19 protein-coding genes are annotated in these 19,271 nt (G+C 69.1%); 12 read left to right on the top strand and 7 right to left on the bottom strand.

Translation table 11 applies throughout. From position 1 onward, the window contains the following. Positions 1–27: 27 nt before the first annotated feature. Positions 28–1,611: a carboxylesterase/lipase family protein gene (locus tag JFB92_RS20180; RefSeq protein ID WP_199042936.1), complete on the bottom strand. Its 1,584-nt coding sequence runs from the start codon at positions 1,609–1,611 to the stop codon at positions 28–30. 153 nt (positions 1,612–1,764) lie between these two features. Between JFB92_RS20180 and JFB92_RS20175 the strand changes: the two genes are divergently transcribed. The 4 genes from JFB92_RS20175 (at position 1,765) to JFB92_RS20160 (ending at position 6,531) form a co-directional block, all read left to right on the top strand. Further along, a complete protein-coding gene (locus JFB92_RS20175; protein WP_199042934.1) occupies positions 1,765–2,340 on the top strand; it encodes a TetR/AcrR family transcriptional regulator in 576 nt (191 codons plus the stop codon). A 194-nt stretch (positions 2,341–2,534) separates the two neighbouring features. Continuing rightward, positions 2,535–4,523 carry a serine hydrolase domain-containing protein gene (locus tag JFB92_RS20170; protein ID WP_199042931.1) on the top strand — a complete coding sequence of 663 codons (1,989 nt, stop codon included), beginning with the start codon at positions 2,535–2,537 and terminating at the stop codon, positions 4,521–4,523. A gap of 38 nt (positions 4,524–4,561) precedes the next feature. Then, complete coding sequence (locus JFB92_RS20165; protein ID WP_199042929.1) at positions 4,562–5,872, top strand: sensor histidine kinase; 1,311 nt, start codon at positions 4,562–4,564, stop codon at positions 5,870–5,872. Continuing rightward, entirely contained in the window at positions 5,869–6,531 is a 663-nt protein-coding gene (locus JFB92_RS20160) for a response regulator (RefSeq protein ID WP_199042927.1), read from the top strand. Before JFB92_RS20165 ends, JFB92_RS20160 begins: the two co-directional genes overlap by 4 nt. 10 nt (positions 6,532–6,541) lie before the next feature. Here the strand turns inward: JFB92_RS20160 and JFB92_RS20155 are convergent, their stop codons facing one another. Next, on the bottom strand, positions 6,542–7,699 hold the full coding sequence (locus tag JFB92_RS20155; protein WP_199042926.1) for an ABC transporter substrate-binding protein: 1,158 nt from the start codon (positions 7,697–7,699) through the stop codon (positions 6,542–6,544). 260 nt (positions 7,700–7,959) lie between these two features. Here JFB92_RS20155 and JFB92_RS20150 point away from each other — a divergent pair, with 260 nt between their 5' ends. Both JFB92_RS20150 and JFB92_RS20145 read left to right on the top strand, forming a co-directional pair. Continuing rightward, complete coding sequence (locus JFB92_RS20150; protein WP_199042925.1) at positions 7,960–8,535, top strand: TetR/AcrR family transcriptional regulator; 576 nt, start codon at positions 7,960–7,962, stop codon at positions 8,533–8,535. After that, positions 8,519–10,012 (top strand): nitrilase-related carbon-nitrogen hydrolase, encoded by a 1,494-nt coding sequence (locus JFB92_RS20145; RefSeq protein ID WP_199042924.1) that lies wholly within the window; start codon positions 8,519–8,521, stop codon positions 10,010–10,012. The genes JFB92_RS20150 and JFB92_RS20145 overlap by 17 nt, the downstream gene beginning before the upstream one ends. Here the strand turns inward: JFB92_RS20145 and JFB92_RS20140 are convergent. Further along, positions 10,009–11,373 carry a dicarboxylate/amino acid:cation symporter gene (locus JFB92_RS20140; protein WP_199042923.1) on the bottom strand — a complete coding sequence of 455 codons (1,365 nt, stop codon included), beginning with the start codon at positions 11,371–11,373 and terminating at the stop codon, positions 10,009–10,011. The two genes, JFB92_RS20145 and JFB92_RS20140, sit on opposite strands and share 4 nt — an antisense overlap. A gap of 504 nt (positions 11,374–11,877) precedes the next feature. Here JFB92_RS20140 and JFB92_RS20135 point away from each other — a divergent pair. The 6 genes from JFB92_RS20135 to JFB92_RS20110 all read left to right on the top strand — a co-directional run bounded on the left by JFB92_RS20135 (position 11,878) and on the right by JFB92_RS20110 (position 15,723). Further along, positions 11,878–12,420 (top strand): hypothetical protein, encoded by a 543-nt coding sequence (locus JFB92_RS20135; RefSeq protein ID WP_199042922.1) that lies wholly within the window; start codon positions 11,878–11,880, stop codon positions 12,418–12,420. Between the two features lie 23 nt (positions 12,421–12,443). After that, positions 12,444–12,839, top strand: a complete 396-nt coding sequence (locus tag JFB92_RS20130) for a hypothetical protein (RefSeq protein WP_199042921.1) — start codon at positions 12,444–12,446, stop codon at positions 12,837–12,839. A gap of 222 nt (positions 12,840–13,061) precedes the next feature. Beyond that, complete coding sequence (locus JFB92_RS20125) at positions 13,062–13,502, top strand: fluoride efflux transporter FluC (RefSeq protein WP_307789228.1); 441 nt, start codon at positions 13,062–13,064, stop codon at positions 13,500–13,502. Next, on the top strand, positions 13,499–13,861 hold the full coding sequence (gene crcB, locus JFB92_RS20120; RefSeq protein WP_199042920.1) for a fluoride efflux transporter CrcB: 363 nt from the start codon (positions 13,499–13,501) through the stop codon (positions 13,859–13,861). The genes JFB92_RS20125 and crcB overlap by 4 nt, the downstream gene beginning before the upstream one ends. 164 nt (positions 13,862–14,025) lie before the next feature. Then, the gene (locus JFB92_RS20115) at positions 14,026–14,895 is read left to right on the top strand and encodes a CPBP family intramembrane glutamic endopeptidase (protein ID WP_199042919.1); all 870 of its coding nucleotides are present in this window, start codon (positions 14,026–14,028) and stop codon (positions 14,893–14,895) included. A 12-nt stretch (positions 14,896–14,907) separates the two neighbouring features. Then, positions 14,908–15,723 carry a TetR/AcrR family transcriptional regulator C-terminal domain-containing protein gene (locus tag JFB92_RS20110; RefSeq protein ID WP_199042918.1) on the top strand — a complete coding sequence of 272 codons (816 nt, stop codon included), beginning with the start codon at positions 14,908–14,910 and terminating at the stop codon, positions 15,721–15,723. A gap of 1,179 nt (positions 15,724–16,902) precedes the next feature. Here JFB92_RS20110 and JFB92_RS20105 read toward each other — a convergent pair. The 4 genes from JFB92_RS20105 to JFB92_RS20090 all read right to left on the bottom strand — a co-directional run bounded on the left by JFB92_RS20105 (position 16,903) and on the right by JFB92_RS20090 (position 19,187). Continuing rightward, entirely contained in the window at positions 16,903–17,295 is a 393-nt protein-coding gene (locus JFB92_RS20105) for a YigZ family protein (protein ID WP_199042916.1), read from the bottom strand. A gap of 96 nt (positions 17,296–17,391) precedes the next feature. Further along, a complete protein-coding gene (locus JFB92_RS20100; RefSeq protein WP_199042914.1) occupies positions 17,392–17,757 on the bottom strand; it encodes a hypothetical protein in 366 nt (121 codons plus the stop codon). A gap of 135 nt (positions 17,758–17,892) precedes the next feature. Beyond that, complete coding sequence (locus JFB92_RS20095; RefSeq protein WP_199042912.1) at positions 17,893–18,273, bottom strand: hypothetical protein; 381 nt, start codon at positions 18,271–18,273, stop codon at positions 17,893–17,895. Beyond that, positions 18,264–19,187: a hypothetical protein gene (locus JFB92_RS20090; RefSeq protein WP_199042910.1), complete on the bottom strand. Its 924-nt coding sequence runs from the start codon at positions 19,185–19,187 to the stop codon at positions 18,264–18,266. The genes JFB92_RS20095 and JFB92_RS20090 overlap by 10 nt, the downstream gene beginning before the upstream one ends. Positions 19,188–19,271: the final 84 nt, after the last annotated feature.

Here is a 19,271-nt window from a genome sequence, read left to right as displayed (position 1 = left end):
CCCCCCCCCCCCGACTCGGTTCCGCGGTCAGGCGCGCAGGCCGCGCCAGAACCCGATGCGGTGCTCGTCCTCGAAGTCGATCGCGGTCGCCCCTTCGGGCGAGAGCCGCATCGTGTCCTCGTCGGTGGCGTAGGGCTCCCAGGGGCCCTCGCCGTCGGGGTCGCCGGTGCGGGCGAACTCGGACCAGCTCTCGATCATGAGTTCCGCCAGGGGCCGCTGCTCGTCCTCGATCGGCTCGAAGAACCCGGTGTCGAACAGGAACGCGCAGTCGACCATGTGGTGGGCGTCGAACTCGAAGTCGGGGCGGGAGGGGATGTGGGTGAAGTAGGGCGCGTCGGACACCGACAGCTCGTAGGTGAACGCCGGGACCCGGTCACCGAACGCCTCGCGGGTCGCGGCCAGGCCGGTCGACCATTCGGCGTCGGTCAGGACCCTGCCGAGCGCCCTGGTCGGGCCGTCGTCCCCCTCGACGGCGGGGTACTCCGCGGCGATCGCCCCGGCCAGGTCGCCGAACATCTCCTCCAGGCGGGCGAGGTAGTCCTCCTCGGTCTCGACGCCGAGGGTGACCGCGTAGCCCTGCATCTCGTCGCTGTTGATCCCGTGCAGGACCGGCACGTGGTTGAACTCGCCCGAGGCGATGGCCTCGCCGGTCGGTACCGGCATGACCGGGCCGCCGACGACGGGCTGAACCTCGCCCAGCCGGTCCGAGAAGGCGATCACGTCCGCCGCGGCCGCCTCCCGCAGGCAGGTCGCGACGTCCTCGGCCTCGGGGCAGAGCTCCTCGGCCAGGTCGGCCGCGATGTCCCGGCCCTCTTCCCTTCCGGTCGCCCAGGCGGCCGCGCAGGTGGCGCTCTGCAGGATCGCCTTGTCGAACAGGCCCGCCGAGCCGGCCGATGCCAGGTGCGCGCAGGCGTCGTAGCCGCCGCCGCTCTCCCCGAACAGCGTGACGTTCTCGGCGTTCCCGCCGAATGCGGAGGCGTTGGCGCGAACCCACTCGAGAGCGGTCTGCTGGTCCTGGAGCCCGTAGTTGCCGGAGAGGACCTCGCCGTCGTCTCCGTCGAGTGCGGGGTGGGCGAGGCTCCCGAACAGGCCCTGGCGGTAGTTGACGGTGACCACGACGACCTCGCCGTCGGTGACCAGCCGCGACGGGTCGTACTGCGAGCCCGCGCCGTAGGAGTTGCCGCCGCCGTGGAGCCAGACCATGACCGGCAGGTCGCGGTCGCCGGTGTCCGGGGCGTAGACGTTCAAGTTGAGGCAGTCCTCGTTCACGCCGGGGACGCTCGGCATCCCGAGCGCCGATTCGCCCTGCGCGCAGGCGCTGCCGAACCGGTCGGCCGCGCGGACGCCGTCCCACGGCTCGGCCTCCTCGGGTGGGGCCCAGCGGAGGTCGCCGGTCGGCGGGGAGGCGTAGGGGACGCCGAGCCAGGATCGGACGCCGTCGGCGGCGGTGCCCTTGACCTGTCCCTTGTCGGTGGTGACGAGCGTCGGGTCGGTGTCCCCGGTGTCGGGTTCGGCGCTCGCCTCGACGGTGCCGCAGGCCAGGCTGGCCGCGGCGATCGAGGCGACGGTCAGGCCGCCGAGGAGGCGCTTGGAGGCGGTCTCGATGTTCATTGGGGGTCTCGTTTCTCTCGATCGGGCGGGGTTCCGCCGTGCTTGGGAAGTAGCCTAGCCAAGATTTGTGCATATGCGCAATACAGATGCGCAAAAAAATTGCCTGATGCGTTTGATCTAGGCAAATCTGCAGCTCACTGCTAGGATCGGCCCATGGGAAATCGCGAGGCGCTCCTCGAAGGGGCCAAGCAATGTCTGGTGGAGAAGGGCTACGACCGGACCACGGTGCGCGACATAGCCGCCGCGGCCGGGGTCAGTATGGCCGCGATCGGATACCACTACGGTTCAAGGGAGGCGCTGCTTCAGCAGGCCCTGTTCGCCTCGCTCGAGGACTGGGACGCCGACCTCAATGAGGCGCTGTCGGCGCTCGATGCGCCGCCGGGCGCGGGCCGGTTCGCGGCGGTCTGGAATCTGCTGATCGAGCACATCAGGACCCGGCGCCCGATGTGGATCGCCAGCTTCGAGCTGTTCCTCCAAGCGCAGCGCTCCCCGGAACTGCTGGAGCTGTATGCGAAGGGCCAACCCGGGGCGTTCTCGGCCATGGCGGCCCTGGCGACCGGCGAGATCGAGGAGTCGCTCTCCGCCGAGGACGTGCGCACCGTGGGTGCGGTCCAGCTCGCGCTGGTCAGCGGGATCGTCATGCAGTGGATGTCCAACCCCGACACCGCCCCCGGCCCTGACGAGATCGCCGCCGGACTCCGGGGCCTGGCCGACGCGATCGACTCGTGAAATCCGGCCGCGAAGGGCCGGTGACGGCCCGCGGCCTCCCCCAAAGGTCGTAAGCCGATTTCCGACTCGCGCCAGTCGTCGCCGACCGCTCCCGCGGGCCAGGATGGTCCTGTTCGAACGCAAGGGCGCCCGACCCGATCGCCGAGGCGATCCGGGAAGTCCTCAAAAGACAGAACCATCAGGCAGGAGCCACCATGCCCTCCAACCACACCACCAGACGCGCGCCGATCGCCGTCCGCGTCGCGGCCGGGATCGGCGCCGCCGCCGTCCTCGCGGTCACCGCCGCCTGCGGCGGAGCCGCCCCCGAGGCGCCCGAACCCGAACCCGCACCGGACCCCGAAGCGCTCACCGCCGACAACGTCGACGCCTGGCTCGAGCAGACCCTCCCCGACATGCTGGAGCGGAACGGGATCGCCGGAGCCACCGTCGCCGTCGTCGGCGACGGCGAAGTCCTCACCACCCGCGGCTTCGGCCACGCCGACACCGGCGAAGACGGCTCCGAGCCGGTCGAGACCGACCCCGCCGAGCACCTGTTCCGGGCCGGGTCGGTCTCCAAGGTCTTCACCGCCACCGCCGTCCTGCAACTGGTCGAGCAGGGCGAACTCGACCTCGACGCCGACGTCTCCGAATACCTCGACTTCGAGATCGAGCGGGGCTTCGACGACGACCTGACCCTGCGCCACCTGCTGACCCACACCGCCGGGTTCGAGGAACGCCTCCGCAACCTCATCGGCTTCGGCGACGACACCTTCGACCTCCGCGAGGTCCTCGCCGAGGACCCGCCCGAACAGACCTACCGGCCCGGCACCACGCCCTCGTACTCCAACTACGGCAACGCCCTCGCCGGGTACATCGTCCAGCGCGCCAGCGGCGAGCCCTTCGAGGACTACATCGACCGCCACATCCTCCAGCCGCTCGGCATGGACTCCTCCTCGTTCCGCCAGCCGCTGCCCGGCAGCCTGGCCGACCGGCTCTCGAACGGGTACATGGACGGCGACGGGCCCGCCGGGCGGTTCGAGGTCGTCGGCACCCCGCCGGCCGGATCCCTGTCGACCACCGCCGACGACATGACGCGGTTCATGCTCGCCCAGCTCGGCGCCGCCGACGACCAGGACCCGCTGCTGAGCGACGCCACCCGCGAGCTGATGTTCGCTCCGGCACTCGACGAGGACACCCTCGGCGCCTTCGCCGAAGGCGACCGGATGACCCTCGGCTGGTTCGAAGAGGACCGCAACGGCCACCGCGTTCGAGGCCACGGCGGCGACACCACCATGTTCCACTCGCACCTGGCGCTCTACCCCGACGACGGAGCCGGGTTCTTCGTCTCGTTCAACAGCACCGGTCCCGACCCCACCGCCACCGTCGAGATGCGGTACGCCCTCGCCGACGACTTCGCCGACCGCTTCTTCCCGGCGGAGGACGAATCCGGCACCGAGACGGTCGACCAGGCGTCCATGCAGGAGAACGCCGAACTCATCGAAGGCGCCTACGTGCCGTCGCGCGGCTACCACAGCACCTTCATGGCCTCAGTCGGCGCATTGCAGGCCATCGAGATCACCGCCCTCGACGACGGCCGCCTCCACCTCCCGGCCGATCCCGGCACCGGCGGGTCGACCTTCTTCGAGCAGGTCGGCGCGAACGTGTGGCAGGAGGTCGACGGCCACCGCACGCTCGCGGTCCAGATCGAGGACGGCGAGGTCGTCGGCATCGGCCACGACTCGGCCTTCACGATGCTGCCGATGGAGACCGAGCGGCAGATCGCCGTGCCGATGCTCATCGGAGGCGCCGCCGTGCTGCTGCTCGCGATCCTGGCCTGGCCGACCGGCGCGATCTGGCGCAAGCTCCGCAAGCGGCCCTCCCCCGAGCGGCGCACCCGAACCGCCCGGGGCCTCGTCCGCGTCGGCGCCGCCTGCACCCTCCTCGCACTCGTCGGCTGGGCCGCGATCATCGTCGCGGTCACCGGACTCGCCGACGTCCCGGCCACCGCGATCCGCGCCGTCCAGGCGCTCCAGGTCATCGGCGCGCTCGGCATGGTCCCGGCGGTGTTCAAGATCGTCGGCGAGATCCGGGCGGGGTCCGGCTGGAAGACCGTGACCGGCACGGTGCTCACGCTGCTGGCCCTGTCGGTGGTGCTCAACGTCGCCATCGAGTTCCAGTTGCTGAACCCGGACGTCACCTACTGACCGGTGCGGCCGTCGCCGCCGTGAAAGGCTGCCCGAAGATGATCGATGTGAACGCGAGCGCTGACCGGCAGGCGACGGCCCCGCCCACCCTCGGGGAACGCTTCGACGCGGCGCTGGACCGGCTCGGCGTCCGCAGTCCCTTCGCCCGGGACTCGCTGCTGGCGGTGGTCGTCGCCGCGATCAGCTTCGGACTGTTCTGGGAGATGGCCACTCTGGTCCCGCTCGAATCCACCGACGCCCAAGCCGGGAAGCTCGCCGTCATCGGCTGCGTCCAGGCGCTCCTGCTGTGCCTGCGGCGGATCCGCCCGACCCTCTGCCTGGCGGCGGTCGTGGTCTGCCAGCTGGCGATCGTCGCCACGGCCCCGGAGGTCATGGCCCACGGCCTCGGCCCGCTCGTCGCCGCCTACACGTACGCGACGCTCTCGCCGGTCAAGGTGACGATCGCGGCCGGTGCGGCGGCCACCCTGGCCGAGACGCTCACGGCGACGGCGATCGCGTGGGGCCAGGACGCGGCGACCGCCACCGTCTACAACCACGCCAGCTCCGCGGCCGTGGCCTACGCGATCGCCGGATTCACCGGCGTCTACATGGCCGCCAGGCGACGCCACCTCGCGCTCGAACGGCAGCGCACCGCCGAGGCGATCAGGGCCCAGCGCGAGCGGGCCGAGGCCGCCGTCGCCGCCGAGCGGACCCGCATCGCCCGCGAACTCCACGACGTCGCCGCCCACCACCTGTCGGGCATGGTCGTCCAGGCCGCGGCCGTCGAGCGGCTGATCGGCCGCGACGACGCCGCGGCCGCCTCCGGCGCGGCCTGGATCCGCTCGCAGGGCAAGGCGACCCTGGAGAACCTGCGGCTCGTGGTCGGGCTGCTGCGCGACCGCGACGCCGACGACGGCAACGCCCCGGTCCCGGGCCTGTCGGCCCTGCCGTCGCTGATCGACGAGGCCCGCGGCCTCGGCGACCGGGTCGAGTTCGAGCGGACCGGTGAGGCGCTGCGGCTGCCGCCGATCGCCGACATCTCCCTGTACCGGATCGTCCAGGAGTCGCTGACCAACGCCAGGCAGCACGCCCCGGCCGCGCCGGTGCGGATCCGCCTGGACTACCGGGAATCGGGGCTGGCCCTCGAGATCGCCAACGACCCCTCCGAGCGCGGCGAGCTCGCCGACCTCACTCGCGGCGGCACCGGCCTGCTGGGGATGCGCGAACGCGCCGACCTGGTCGGCGCCGCCTTCGAGGCCGGGCCGACCGGGTCGGGCGGGTGGCGGGTGAGCCTGGATCTGCCGGTCGAACGGACCGAGGCCGAACGCCGGGCCGACGACATCGAATTCGAGACGGGAGAGCGGTCATGATCAGGGTGCTGCTGGCCGACGACCAGGCGGTGGTGCGAGCGGGCTACCGGGTGCTGCTGGAGGAGGCCGGGGACATCGAGGTCGTCGGCGAGGCCGACAACGGCCCGACCGCGGTCGAGCGGACCGCGCGGCTGCGGCCCGATGTGGTGTGCATGGACGTGCGCATGCCCGGCGGCGACGGCATCGAGGCGACCCGCCGGATCACCGCCGGACGCGGCGACGGCGAACCGCCCGCGGTCCTGGTGGTCACCACGTTCGACTTGGACGAGTACGTATTCGGCGCGCTCGAGGCCGGCGCGAACGGCTTCATCCTCAAAGACTGCGAACCCGAGGAGCTGACCGGCGCGGTCCGCAGACTCGCCGCGGGAGAGGGGCTGGTCGACCAGGCGGTGACGCGGCGGGTGATCACCGAGTTCGCCAAGCGCCGAAAGCGGGCCGAGCCCGATCCGGCCGCGCTGGAGGCGCTCACGGCCCGCGAGCGGGAGATCGTGCTGCTGCTGGCCCGCGGCATGTCCAACGCCGAGATCGCGCGCGAACTGTACGTGGAGACCAGCACCGTCAAGTCGCACCTGGGCCGGGCGATGACCAAGATCGGTGCCCGGGACCGCGTACAGACCGTGGTGTGGGCCTACCGCAGCGGCCTGGTCGACCAGTGGTGACCGGCGCGGCTCAGCCGGTCGGGATGCCCTCGTTCTCCAATGGGACCGGGGCGGGGTCGACCTCGGTCACCTGGCCCACGTCGACGTTGTAGGTGGTGCCGACGTAGTCCTGGACGCCGTCCTCGATGACCGTGATCCCGACCGTGGTGTAGCCGGAGTGGTCGTCGACGCTGTAGTCCAGCGGCACGATGCTGTTGCCGGTCACCGACCCCGATTCGATGGCCTCGAGGAGGGAGGGGCGGGTGGGGTCGGCTCCGGCGGCGGCCAGGGCCTCGGCGAAGGTGTAGCCGACGCTCATGCCGAGGACCGTGTTGAAGGTGAAGGGGGCGCCGTCGTTGTACTGCTCGTTGATCTCCCTGAACAGCTCCACCCACTCGTCGTCGGGGCCGGAGGGCAGGAAGTTGGTGGCGACCAGGCCCTCCAGGAGCGGCGCGCCCTCGGAGCCGAGGTATTCGCGCAGGGTCGAATAGTCGGACCCGACCGAAGCCGCGTACCACCGGGGGAACCACTCGGCCTCGGCGGCGGTGCCGAGGGCCAGGGCGGTGAAGGGGTTGATGGTGCCGAGGATGTTGACCTCGCAGCCGGCGGCCATGAGGGCCCCGATCTGCTGGCTGAGGTCGTCCATTGAACTGGAGTACACCTGGATCTCGGTGATCTCCTCGCCGCCGACGACGGTCTCGACGCCTTCGAGGACGTCGTCGCCGAAGTCGCCGTCCTGGCCCAGGAAGCACACGCGGGCGTCGGGATGCCGCTCGGCGGCGTACTGGGCGAGGGCCGCGCCCTCGGTGACGTAGTCGGCGTTGTAGCCGAAGGTGTTCTCGAAGACGTTCGGCTGGTTGAAGTCGGGGGAGCCGGAGGAGACGAACAGGTCCGGCACGCCTTCCTCGTCGAGGTACTCCAGGACCGAGGCGTGGGTGTCGGTGCCGAGTCCGTTGACGATCGCGAAGACCTCGTCGGTCTCGACGAGCTTGCGTACGGCCGTCTGGGTCTGCTGGGGCGAGTAGGCGTCGTCCTCGACGAGGTACTCGATCTCGCGGCCGTGGACGCCGCCGTTGTCGTTGACGTATTCGAAGTAGGCCGAGGTGGCGGCCGAGATCGTCGAGTACCCGGCCGAGGCCGGACCGGTCAGCGGCTGGTGGGTGCCGATGGTGACTGTGTCGTCAGTCACGCCCGGGGTGCTCTCTTCTTCGGGTCTGGAGGTGCAGGAGGACAGCGCCAACGCCGCCGCGACCGCCACTGCCGTAGTGGTCGATCCAGTTGTGCGAGTGAGCATCCGGCTCCCTTCCCGTTTCGCGCGCACCAAGGCTTTGTTACTGACCGGTAAACCATGGTCAAGCGGAATATACGCGAAAACCCTCAAGATCGCATTCCGCCGTCGCGGTCGGCGGGCCACGGGAGAGGCCGAACCCTCACGTTTATAGTGTAAACATGGAATCGACCGCCGACCGCATCCTCGCCACCGCCAAGGACCTCGTCGACTCCGGCGGGAGCGGGGCGGTGAGCATGCGAAAGATCGGTGACGCGCTCGGCCTGTCGGCCATGGCCGTCTACCGGCACTTCCCGAACCGCGAGGCGCTGCTGACGCGCCTCGCCGGGGAGTTCTTCGAAGAGACCTACGAGGAGTGGAGCCGGACCGACCCTCCCCCCGACACCGTCAAAGCGCTCCACGGCGTCGTCGACGCCCTGGTGGACCTCGCGCTCGCCCGACCCCACCGCTTCGCCTTCATGTTCCTGGATCGGCGCGAGGACGCCCGAGTGTTCCCCGCCGACTTCCACGCCGGACGATCCCGCACTTTCGGGCTGCTCACCCGCATCGTCGAAGACGGCATGTCCGGTGGAGTGCTCCGGCCCGGCTCCCCCTGGAAGACCGGCCTCACCATCACCGCGACGGTCTACGGTCTCGTCCAACTCCGCCAAGGGGGACGCGTCGACCTGCCGGACGCGGAGTTCCGCGCCCTCTGCCACGACTCCCTCGAAGGAATCCTCAATGGAATCACGGCTTAGCCGCCCCGCGCTCGGGGCGATCGGATGCGCCCTGGCCGGTGGCGGCATGTTCGCACTCGGATTCTCCCTCGAACCGGTCGCGTGGCTGATGTGGATCGCGCCGCTGCCGCTGCTGTGGCTCGTCGGAAGGGTCCGCCTCGGAACTGCGATCCTCGCGGCCGGTGCGACCTGGACGATCGCGCAGTCGAGGATCTGGTGGTACTTGGCCGATGTCGTGGAGACCCCGGTCGTCCTCCTCGCCGTCTCCGGCCTGCTCACCACCGGCCTGTACGTAGGGGTGACCTGCCTGTACCGGGCGCTGGTGGTCCGCCGCCGGTTCTGGCTCGCCTGCGGCTCCTTCCCGGCCGGCGTCGTGGGCGTCGAATTCGCCGTCGCGAAGCTCAATGCCGAAGCCGGAGGCGAATGGTGGAGTTTCGCCTACACCCAGGCCGACCAGACCGCGGTGATGCAGCTCGTCTCGGCGACCGGCATCTGGGGACTCACCTTCCTGCTCATGGCGGTCCCCGCGGCCGTCGCGGTCGCGACCGCACCCGGTATCGAGCGGCGGCCCCGAGCCCTGGTCGTCGGAGCGGCAATGGCCTGCCTGGCGATCGCGCTCGGGTACGGCTTGATTCGTCCCGAGGCCGCCGGAGCGACGATCCGGGCAGGTGCGCTGGCGCTCCCGGCCGGCGAGGACTCGATCCACCTCGACACCGCCGAGGCCGACGACATGATGGCCGATTACCGTGCCGAGATAACGGCCTTGGGAGCGCGGGAGGACCTCGATGTCCTGGTGCTCCCGGAGAAGCTCTTCTACGTCACCGCAGAAGAACGCGGACCGCATCTGGACCATTGGTCCGAACTCGCCGCCGAATCCGGCGTCGACCTCGTGGTCGGCCTCGCTCTCGAGACGCACGACGAGGTGCACAACGTCGCCGTGTGGATCCCGGCCGACGGCTCGGACACCGCCGTCTACCGTAAACAGCACCTGATTCCCGGACTCGAGGACTGGATCACCCCTTCGGAAGCCGGTCCGGTGGCGGTCCCCGGTTCCGAAGGCCGATGGGCCATGACGATCTGCAAGGACCTCGACTACGCGGGCACCATCGCCGAGTACGGCGACGCCGGGACCGGGCTCATGCTCGCCCCGTCCCTGGACTTCGAGGTCGACGGCTGGTGGCACGGTCGGGTCGCGGTGACCCGCGGCGTCGAGCAGGGCTTCTCGATGGTCCGGGCGGGCCAGTGGGGTCTGGTGACCGTCAGCGACCAGTACGGCGACATCCTCGCCGAGGACGAACGGCTCGCTGTCGCAGAGGTCTCTACTGAGCAGGTGGACACGCTCTACAACCGCTTCGGGGACTGGTTCCTGTGGCCCGTTTTCGCGATCTTGGCGCTCGGACTGGCGGCGTCCGTGCGTCGCCCCGCCCGCGACCTTGAAAGAGCGGGGGCGGGCTCGTACGAGCCCGCCCCCGCGGTTCGGGAGAGAACGAGGTCTTAAGTCGCCGAAGCCAGCGCCGGCCTGCGGTCTTCGGCCTGTTCAGGGGCGCTGTCGGACCCTTCGGATATGGTGGGCTCCTCGTCCAGGGGACGCGGCGGGGCGTCGTAGACGGCCCGGTCGAGCAGGCCCTCGGATCTGGCGACGATCACCGGGACGACCATCTGCCCGGCCACGTTCACGGCGGTGCGGATCATGTCCATGATCGCGTCGATCGCCAGCAGCAGGCCGACGCCTTCGAGTGGGAGCCCCAGGGTCGACAGGGTCAGGGTGAGCATGACCGTCGCGCCGGTCAGCCCGGCGGTGGCGGCCGAGCCCAGCACCGAGACGAAGGCGATCAGGAGGTAGTCCTGGATGCCGAGGTCGATGCCGTAGACCTGCGCGACGAAGATCGCGGCGATGGCCGGGTAGACCGCGGCGCAGCCGTCCATCTTGGTGGTGGCGCCGAACGGCGAGGCGAAGGAGGCGTAATCGCGGCTCACCCCGAGCCGCTCGACGACCGTGCGCTGGGCCAGCGGCATCGTGCCGACCGAGGAGCGCGAGACGAACGCGAGCTGGATCGCCGGCCACGCCTTCCTGAAGAACTGGAGCGGCGAGACCTTCGCGACGAAGCGCAGCAGCACCGGGTAGACGACCAGCATGACCAGCAGGGCGCCGAGGTAGATGTCGACGCTGAACACCGCGAGCGGCTCCAGCAGGTCCCAGCCGTAGGAGTAGATCGACTTGCCGATCAGGCCGGCGGTGCCGATGGGCGCGAGCCGGATGACCCACCACAGGGCCTTCTGCGTGATGTCCAGGACCGAGCGGTTGAACCTCAGGAACGGCTCGGCCTTGTCGCCGACCTTCGAGGCGGCCGCGCCGATGACGATCGCGACGAACACGATCTGGAGGACGTTGACTTCGGTGAACGACTCGACCAGGTTGGTCGGGATGATGCCGGTCAGGAAGTCGGTCCAGGACCCGGTCGACTCGGGCCGGGCGGCGTCGGAGGTGAGCGTCACGCCCTGGCCGGGGTTGGTGATCAGGCCGATCGCCAGGCCGATGGCCACGGCGATCAGCGAGGTCGCGGCGAACCACAGCAGCGTCTTGGCGACCAGGCGACCGGCGTTGGCCAGGTTGCGCAGGTTCGCGATCGAGACGACCACGGCGGTGAACACCAGCACGGGGACGACGAGGAACAGGAGCTGGACGAACAGGGACCCGACCGTGTCGAGCGTGGAGCCGAGCCAGTCGACCGACCACTGCCGGGCGACGAAGCCGAGCGCGAGTCCGAGCACCAGGCCGATCAGGAGCTGGGCCGCGAACGGCACGCGTCGTTTGCGTCTGGTCTTGTTCGGGATGGCTGTTTCCGTGTTGACGGACATGAAGATGGAACCTCAGTTTTCGGGCAGGCGGCACCGGATGCGGCCGCGATGCCAGGCGGTAAGGAGGCGCTGGAGTGGGCGGTCCAGCTGGAGTCGGAACAGCGCCCCATGGAGGTGGAGGCGTTCAGGAAAGCGTCGGCGTGCCCCGCCGGTGAAGAAGGGGAGCTAGTGACAGAGCACGGTGGACACGCGGCAGAAGTCGAGGTGACGCCTGCGTGTCAGGTGCTGGTCGGTGATCGTGTAGCTCATCGCCTACCAAGATAGGAGCGTCCCTTGAGGCTCGGCAAGCATCGGTGAGCGATCGCATACGCGGGAATAAACCTGGCACCGGACGCGGCCCCGGTCCGGCGGAGCAGACTCCCGCACCGGCCGAGCGGCTCGAGGCCGGGACCGGCCGAGGCAATGCGCGCCATCCAGGAGAACTCGTGCGAAATCCGTGCATAAGCCATGCAAGTGACCTCCACCATGAGATTGATCACTCTCGAAGTGGAGGAGGAGCAATCCATGACCATCAGATCGAGGCTGTGGGCGTCACTGGCAGTGGCGCTCGCAATGGTCCTCGCCGCAGGATTGGCCACCGCCGATCCCGCCGCGGCCGGACCCGACGACGCCGACCTCACGGCGGCCGAAGCCGCCGAACTCGGCGCGGTGCTGAACGTCCAGTACGAGTCGCAGCCGGACGGCTATATCAAGATCACCGAGTACGAGAACGCCTACGAAGTCACGGGCGTAGCCGCCGCGTGCACGATGACGACACGCGCATACAAGCCCAGGCAGTCCGGGTCCCGCATCCGCGGCACCGGGTACTACGAGCTCAGAGGGTGCGGCAGCAGCCCGTTCGAGGTCATCATCAGCATCGAGATCTATGTCAACGGCTACTGGCTGTCAAGGCACTCCTGGAGTTTCCAGACCTACCCGCCGATCAGCGGCGAACCCAGCATCAGTACGAGCTGCGACGAGGGGAACTGGAGCACCGAGCTGTTCGTGCGGCGCGGCAACAACGAACAATACACGACAAGCTCGGTCTTGAATGTGTCGTCGTGCTGACGAACGGCGGGGAGAGGAGAGACATGAAGTTTCGACGAATGATCGTCAAGATGGCGGTGGCGCTGATGGTGATCGGAGTCGGTGCGGTCGGCGCGGTCGTGCCGGCATCGCCCGCGGTCGCCAACTGTGAACAAAAAGTCACTGTCAGCAAGCCGTACAAGCTTCACCCGAGTTCAACTGACATCTACGCCAGGTTCTCGATTGAAATGTCCGGATGCGGCACCAGGTACTGGACCGAGAACAGCTATCTGGACGGGCCCAGATCCACCGGCCGCACAGTGACTTACCAGGGAGACCGATACTACTCGGTGGTCCTTCGCGTCTCATCGTGTCGGACGGGGACCTATCGGGCCAGTCTGCATATCATCGGCGATGGCTTCGATCTATTTAGAGAGGCATCGCGGTACATCCGGTGCTGATCTCGGCGCTTGAGTGGGTTCCGGATCCACGGTGGATCGCGGGTCCGGAACCGGCCGAGGCCCGATGAAGGCGCGGGCGCGGTCCGGGCGGTCGAACGGGCGGACACTCCGTTCGAGCGCCGCAGGTGCCGCGCCTGCCTTGTGCTCGATCGCCTCTCTCCGGTCGGCGCGTCAGCTCCACTCCGATGGAGGTCGGCCCCTCCGGCGGCTACATTCGATGTCGTGTCGGAATCACCACCGCGGAGCCTCAGCCACGTGCTCCGCTCCACGCCCGCCTCGGCGCTGGCCGCCGTCTCCGCCGGGGGCGCGGTCGGCGCGAGCGCCCGCTACGGGCTCACCGCCGCGTTCCCACACAGCACCTTCGACGTGGCCACGCTCGTCGCCAATGTCATCGGCGGATTCCTCATCGGCTCGCTCATGGTGCTCATCACCGAGGTCTATCCCGGCTCGCGCCTGATTCGGCCGTTCCTCGGCGTCGGCGTTCTCGGCGGCTTCACCACCTTCTCGGCCTACATCATCGACATCGGCCGCGCCGCGAGCGGCGGGGCGACCTTCATCGCTGTGGCGTTCGCGTTCACGACCCTCGCCGCCGCGCTACTGGCGGCGGCGGCCGGGATGTACACGACCCGCCGCTTCCACGGACGCAGAGGAGCAACCGAATGACGCTCCTGCTCGTGGCGGTCGGTGCGGCCATCGGCGCGCCCCTGCGCTTCCTGACCGACCGCGTCCTGGCCCACTACACCGGCCACGACCTGCCGTGGGGCACCTTCGTGGTGAACGTGGTCGGCTCCGGACTGGCGGTCTTCCTCGCCGTGGCCCTCACCGACTCGGGCCTGACCGCACTGCTGGTCATCGGCTTCTGCGGCGCCCTGACCACGTATTCGACCCTGTCGTACGAAACACTCGTCCTCGTCGAGGCCGGACGCTGGCACCACGCCCTGGCCAACGTGGCCGCCAACCTGGGCGGCGGTCTGGCGGCCGGCATGGCGGGCTTCGTCCTCGCCCACCTCCTGTTCGGATAGCGACCGTGTAGCCGGATCCACTGGGATCGGGCTCGAGGTCACCACTGGGACGCGCCACGCCCGAACGTCCCTTCAACGAACTCTTGATACCCGCGTTGACAGCGTTCGAACACTCCTCTACGTTGTAGAGTATTGAGTTCTACATCGTAGAGGAGACCTCCCCCATGGCCGTTGACACCGCCGCGTCCAACACCACCTCCCGGCGCGGCATCGACCCCGTCGCCGCCCGATACGACCGCCCGTTCCTGTTCTACGGGCTGGCGACGGCAATACCCTGGGCGTGCTGGTTCACCGCCGCCTACCTCAGCAATCTCGAAACGCAGTCCACGCCCACGCAGTGGTGGACCGCGGCACTCTGCCTCGCCGGCCTCCTCGCGCCGCTCGCGGTGCTCGCGGGCCTTGTGGCCCGGCGCCCCGAGCTGCGAGCCGACGTCCTGCGCCGCATGCGCTGGCCCCGCAAGGCACCGCCCGTCTTCATCACGCTCGCGTTCGTGATCGCCCCCGCGAGCATCCTCGTCGCGACGGCCGTCTCGATCCCGCTCGGATACAGCCCCGAACAGTTCCTCCTGCGAGGCGGCTACACCTTCACGGCCGGCCTGCTGCCGGTGTGGGTGACGCTCGTGGGCGCGGCGATCATCGAGGAGATCGTCTGGCACGGGTACGGCACCGACACGCTCGTCCGGAAGATGCGCGTCTTCTCGGCGTCCATGCTCTTCACCGTGATCTGGGCGCTGTGGCACCTGCCGCTCGGCTTCATCGAGGGCTACTACCACGAGGAGGTCGTCGACATGGGGTGGATCCACACCCTCAACTTCCCGGTGTCGATCATCGCGTTCGTGGTGATCATGAACTGGCTCTACTACCGGGCCGGGCGGAGCATCCTCGTGCCGATAGTGTTCCACCTCACTGCGAACTTCACGAACGAGGTGCTGCTCACGGATCCTGACACGAAGCTCATCCAGACCGTGCTGTTCCTCCTGTTCGCGGCGGTCGTGGTCGTTAAGGATCGAGAGCTGTTCTTCGCGCGACCGTGAGACAGTGAGTGGATGACCGAAGCACGTCCGCCGCTGACACGGAGGCGAATCATCGACGCCGCGTTCGGGATCGTCGACGAGTCGGGTGTCGAGCGGCTGACGATGCGGAAGCTCGGCGAGCGGCTCGGCGCCGACCCGATGGCCGTCTACCACCATCTGCCGAACAAGACGGCCGTCCTCGACGGGATCGTCGAGCACATGTGGGGCGGAGTCGAGCTGCCCGCGTCGTCGGACGGCGAGTCGTGGCAGGACGTGATCGGCGATATCTTCCGCGCGTTCCGGCGGCGGCTGCTCGCTCACCCGCGTGCGGCTTCCGTCGTCGGGACGCGCCCCGCCGTCTCGCCCAGGATGCTCGCGCTCGTCGAGGAGATCCTCGCCCGCCTGAACGCCGCGGGCCTCGGCGGCCGGGACGCGATGGAACTCATCGACTGCCTCGCGGGCTACACGATCGGCAAGGTGCTCGCGGAGACGAGCGCCGCTCTCGGCGACGAGGGCACCGTGGCGGCCGCGCTGTCGACGGTCACGCCCGCGACGCACCCGTACCTCGCCCGCACGCTTTCGGAGGGCTACGTCCTCGCCCCCGACGAGGAGTTCGAGCGCGGCCTCACGGCCCTCATCGACGGCTGGAAGCCATCGGTATTACATAGGCAGAGCCTTCCGGTGCGAGGCCGCGCTCACCTGCGGAAGTACTCTCTCGAAGCGGGAACCATCAGCAGGATGAAGACGAGCATCGAACCGAAGATCAACAGCGCCAACGAGATCCATTGCAGGGCCGTGAGCCAGACGGGCGTGGCCGCCAGGACCGCATCCGATATCTGGTCGTCGTAATCGACCCTCATGAACGACATCTTGGTGACGAAGATCCGGCTGACGATGCCGCCGATGCCGCAACAGGCCAGTGAGACGCCCGCCAGGATCAAGCTGAGTATCCTCGCCGACCGCTTGCCGAAGTGATCGAGCGCGCTGAGCGTCAAGTGGAACGCCGCGAAGATGAGGTAGATCGCTGCGGTGGCCTTCAGATGAAAGGTCACGATGGCCGCGATCTCATCGGCCGCCCAGGCTGCATCGGCGAATGACGGGTCCCCCATGAGCGCCTCTTGGGCAGCGTCGGCGACTTCACCGTGCAGTGCGAACACGCCGATCGCAGTGGCGATCAAGGCGAGCGCGATGAGGTTCATCGTCAATGTCGCGAACATCAGCGATGTCGGACGCCGGTTCGCTCCTTCCGACGGCATCGGCGGTGGCGGGTGAGGCGGCGGAACGCGGACCATTGGGCTCCATCGAGGTTGTCGCGGTTCGGGCCATCGTATGATTCCCGTGCCCGCGAGTTCGAAGATGCACCGCCCGGATCCGAGTCGAAAAGCGTCGGGCCCGGCTCGACCCAGAGTCACCTGGATCGAGCCGGGGCCCGTTCAAGCCGGACTAGGTCCGCGGTGATTGATCAGGTGTAGATCCCGTAGTAGTAGCCATCGGGATCTTTGAAGCACGGGGTGACCTCGTATCCGTGGGCCTGGGCCCCCTTCCGGTCCATTTGGCAATAGTCCCAGAAGGCGAAGGGCCCCTCGAAGTGGAATCCGGCGCTCGTGACGCTGTCTGTAGTCGCGTTCGGACTGGCTGCGGCCGGTGCCGAAGCGAGTGCGCCACCTCCCAGGATGAGACCGGCGGCCATGGCGACGGCGGATACTGCGCGCGCCGTGCGCCGCACCGTCCGACGCTCAGGTCGAAGTTGAGTTGTGTTGGTAGCCATGGTGCCCCCTTGAAGTCGAAGACGTAACAACGGATACGGTCCCCAGCTCGGGTGTACAAGCCGGGGCCGCTCGCTTTCGCCGAGGTGAACGCCCACTGGTCGTGCGCCATTCGTGCTGGATCCATGCCGAATCCTAAGAGGACCGAAGTGCTCGGTGGTTCGCAATAGAGCCGGTCGAAGCGGCCGACGACGAACCACGCCACCAGCGGTGCGGTCACCCCGACCGCGATATCGCCGTAGCCGGCAGAACAGGTGTCGTGCTAAGAGTCCGAGGCGGCGGTGCCTGCCTCGCTTATCGCCTGCGTGACGACGGCGCTGTAGGTACGTGCGCGGTCCGCGGCGCTGAATTCGACACCGGTGTAATCCACGGTCATCATGGCGAGCACGTCGGTCAATCCGTGGCCGCGCATCGCCTCCAGCATCGGTTCCCCGGAGGTGGACGACGGTTCACCGTCGCCATCCGAGCGCTGGATCGCCCCGCCGTCGAGGATGTATGCGGCGCAGTTGCGGGAGGCGATCCAGTGGGCCTCGCGATGCGCCGCCATCCGCTCGAACACCGCCTCCTCGTCGACCAGTCGGTACAGGGTGCAGGCGAACCGCGCCCGCCGCACGACACGCCGGGTGGTGTGTTCGGGGACCGCGATGGTCTTCACGACATCAGCATAAGAGCTCGCGCGGCGCCGACTCGTTCGGTCGGCGGCGCAGGTCCGGCGGAGGACCGTGGTCACGACTGCCGGACCTGCGCGGTCTCACTTGAGGAGTTTCTGCCTGATCTGCTCTCTGGCCTGGTCGATGACGGTGTCGAAGTCCTCTTTGATCTCGGGTGTGGTGTCGGCGAGGTATTGGACTAGGAAGGTGAGGATCCGGCGCATGCTCGTCGGGTCTATGTGGGCGAGGATGTCCGGCTCTCCGAGTAGGCCGCGGACGGCGCCTTCGGTGTCGAGCCAGTTGCGCGGCAGTGTGAAGCCGTGGCCGGCGGTTCGGGCTTCGGCCAGGAACCGGGAGAGTTCGGTCGGGTCGATGCTCCGTGCTGGATCCGGCTGAGTCCCATCCTGGTCGGTGGCCGCTGTGGGTCGGCCGAAGCGGATGCGGACGCAGACTGCGGCGACGTGCAAGAGCTGCTCGGTCTCCGCGCGTGGTGTGCCTTGTACTTGCCGCGCAGGCGTTCAAGTCGGTCCCGGTCGCGGCGGAGGACGGCGGCCGCGTGGTCTCGGAAGAGCGCTTGGCGTTCGTGGTAGTTCACGTGGCTTTCATCCTTCGCAGGTTCGCTGCGCGTCGTGCCAGACGGTCAGGCCGTGGCGGCGGACGGCTTCGCTGCGGTCCGGCTGGAGGGCCCAGTGCTGGTGGACCGGTTCGGTCAGGTGGAGTTGCGGATCGTCGGCGACCAGGCCGGTGAGGTAGCCGAAGACCGACGGTGTCGACTCGGGGAAGGCGACCCACAGGCGCGGGGCTTCGGTCAGGGTCCCGTATTGGACCAGGCGGCCGGCGATCTCGGTCTGGCCCAGGACGGTCAGGGCCTGGTGGGCCTGGTGGGCCGGTGCGCCGATCGAGCGGACCGGGAGCGGGATCTGCGCGAGGACGCGGGCGTAGGCGGCTCGGGTCCGGTGCGGTGCTTTCCTGCCTAGACCCATGCGGGGACCCCCGCTCGGGCGCGCTGGGCTCCGGCGATGGCACGGGCCATGGCAGTGGCGCGTGCCGGTCCGCCTTGGGTCATCGCGGTGGCACGCGCCGGTCCGGCTTGGGCCGTCGCCCGCACTGCCGACCTCGTCGACTCGCCGCGGTCCGGGCCATAGGGGACCCCCGGCTGCGGGAAAGCGGCTCTGCCGCTTGGCACGCTCCCCGGTGCGGGGGCGGCCATGCACGTCGGTCCCTCCACGGTCCGTTGGCGTGCCAAGCGGCGAAGCCGCTTTCCCGCAGCCGGGGTCTGATGTGGCCCGGGGTTCGGTTCGGCCCCGGCCTCCGGTTCGGGCCCGGGTTTCGGTTCGGGCCGGGTGTTCAGGGACCGGATGAGCGCGAACAGCCACCGGGCCAGGCGGATCCACATCACCAGGGCGAGCCCGGCCTCGCGGTCGAGCGCGGTCTGGCCGGACCGGCGAACCGGCCGGGTGTGGTGCGCGGCGGCGAGTGGGGCCGAGTCGGTCATGAACGCGCCCCATGCATCCTCGCGGAGCCGGTCGAACCGGTGGCCCTCCTGAGGATGCTGGCGGTCTTGGTGGGGTTCGTTCCAGAAACCACTTCGGCGCGGACCCGGCGAAGGCCGGTCGACCGGCGGCGGCGAGGATTCCGGCTCGGTTTCGGGCGGGAGCGGGTCGGGCAGTTCGCCGCGCCGGTGGCGGCCGGTGCGGGAGTCCGGTCGCCACAGCGGATTGCCGTACGGGCCGGAGTCGTCGGGGTCGTGGGGTTTGCCGCCGATCTGCCAGGTGTCACCTGGTTGGTGGCGCAGATGCGGGGGCTCATAGCGCGGGTGCGACGGGTCGTTCTCGGGATGCGAGGCGTCGAACGAGACGCGTCCAGCAGGTTCGATGGCAGGGTCGGACCCGCTCACCTGTTGGTGGTGAGCTGCGGAAACGATCCTGTTTTGCTCTGGTGTGGCGGCCCGTTCGTGGCGTAGGCTAACGCTGACCACGGG

The organism is Glycomyces salinus (assembly GCF_016428645.1).
GTDB lineage: Bacteria > Actinomycetota > Actinomycetes > Mycobacteriales > Micromonosporaceae > Glycomyces > Glycomyces salinus.
Note: the sequence above shows the minus strand (reverse complement) of the source record. Positions and strands in the feature narration are given on the sequence as shown.

What these genes read in the sequence shown, in the direction of transcription:
- JFB92_RS20180 (WP_199042936.1), bottom strand. Translation starts at nt 1,611, where the DNA reads ATGAACATCGAGACCGCCTCCAAGCGCCTCCTCGGCGGCCTGACCGTC.
- JFB92_RS20175 (WP_199042934.1), top strand. Translation starts at nt 1,765, where the DNA reads ATGGGAAATCGCGAGGCGCTCCTCGAAGGGGCCAAGCAATGTCTGGTG.
- JFB92_RS20170 (WP_199042931.1), top strand. Translation starts at nt 2,535, where the DNA reads ATGCCCTCCAACCACACCACCAGACGCGCGCCGATCGCCGTCCGCGTC.
- JFB92_RS20165 (WP_199042929.1), top strand. Translation starts at nt 4,562, where the DNA reads ATGATCGATGTGAACGCGAGCGCTGACCGGCAGGCGACGGCCCCGCCC.
- JFB92_RS20160 (WP_199042927.1), top strand. Translation starts at nt 5,869, where the DNA reads ATGATCAGGGTGCTGCTGGCCGACGACCAGGCGGTGGTGCGAGCGGGC.
- JFB92_RS20150 (WP_199042925.1), top strand. Translation starts at nt 7,960, where the DNA reads ATGGAATCGACCGCCGACCGCATCCTCGCCACCGCCAAGGACCTCGTC.
- JFB92_RS20145 (WP_199042924.1), top strand. Translation starts at nt 8,519, where the DNA reads ATGGAATCACGGCTTAGCCGCCCCGCGCTCGGGGCGATCGGATGCGCC.
- JFB92_RS20140 (WP_199042923.1), bottom strand. Translation starts at nt 11,373, where the DNA reads ATGTCCGTCAACACGGAAACAGCCATCCCGAACAAGACCAGACGCAAA.
- JFB92_RS20135 (WP_199042922.1), top strand. Translation starts at nt 11,878, where the DNA reads ATGACCATCAGATCGAGGCTGTGGGCGTCACTGGCAGTGGCGCTCGCA.
- JFB92_RS20130 (WP_199042921.1), top strand. Translation starts at nt 12,444, where the DNA reads ATGAAGTTTCGACGAATGATCGTCAAGATGGCGGTGGCGCTGATGGTG.
- crcB (WP_199042920.1), top strand. Translation starts at nt 13,499, where the DNA reads ATGACGCTCCTGCTCGTGGCGGTCGGTGCGGCCATCGGCGCGCCCCTG.
- JFB92_RS20115 (WP_199042919.1), top strand. Translation starts at nt 14,026, where the DNA reads ATGGCCGTTGACACCGCCGCGTCCAACACCACCTCCCGGCGCGGCATC.
- JFB92_RS20110 (WP_199042918.1), top strand. Translation starts at nt 14,908, where the DNA reads ATGACCGAAGCACGTCCGCCGCTGACACGGAGGCGAATCATCGACGCC.
- JFB92_RS20095 (WP_199042912.1), bottom strand. Translation starts at nt 18,273, where the DNA reads ATGGGTCTAGGCAGGAAAGCACCGCACCGGACCCGAGCCGCCTACGCC.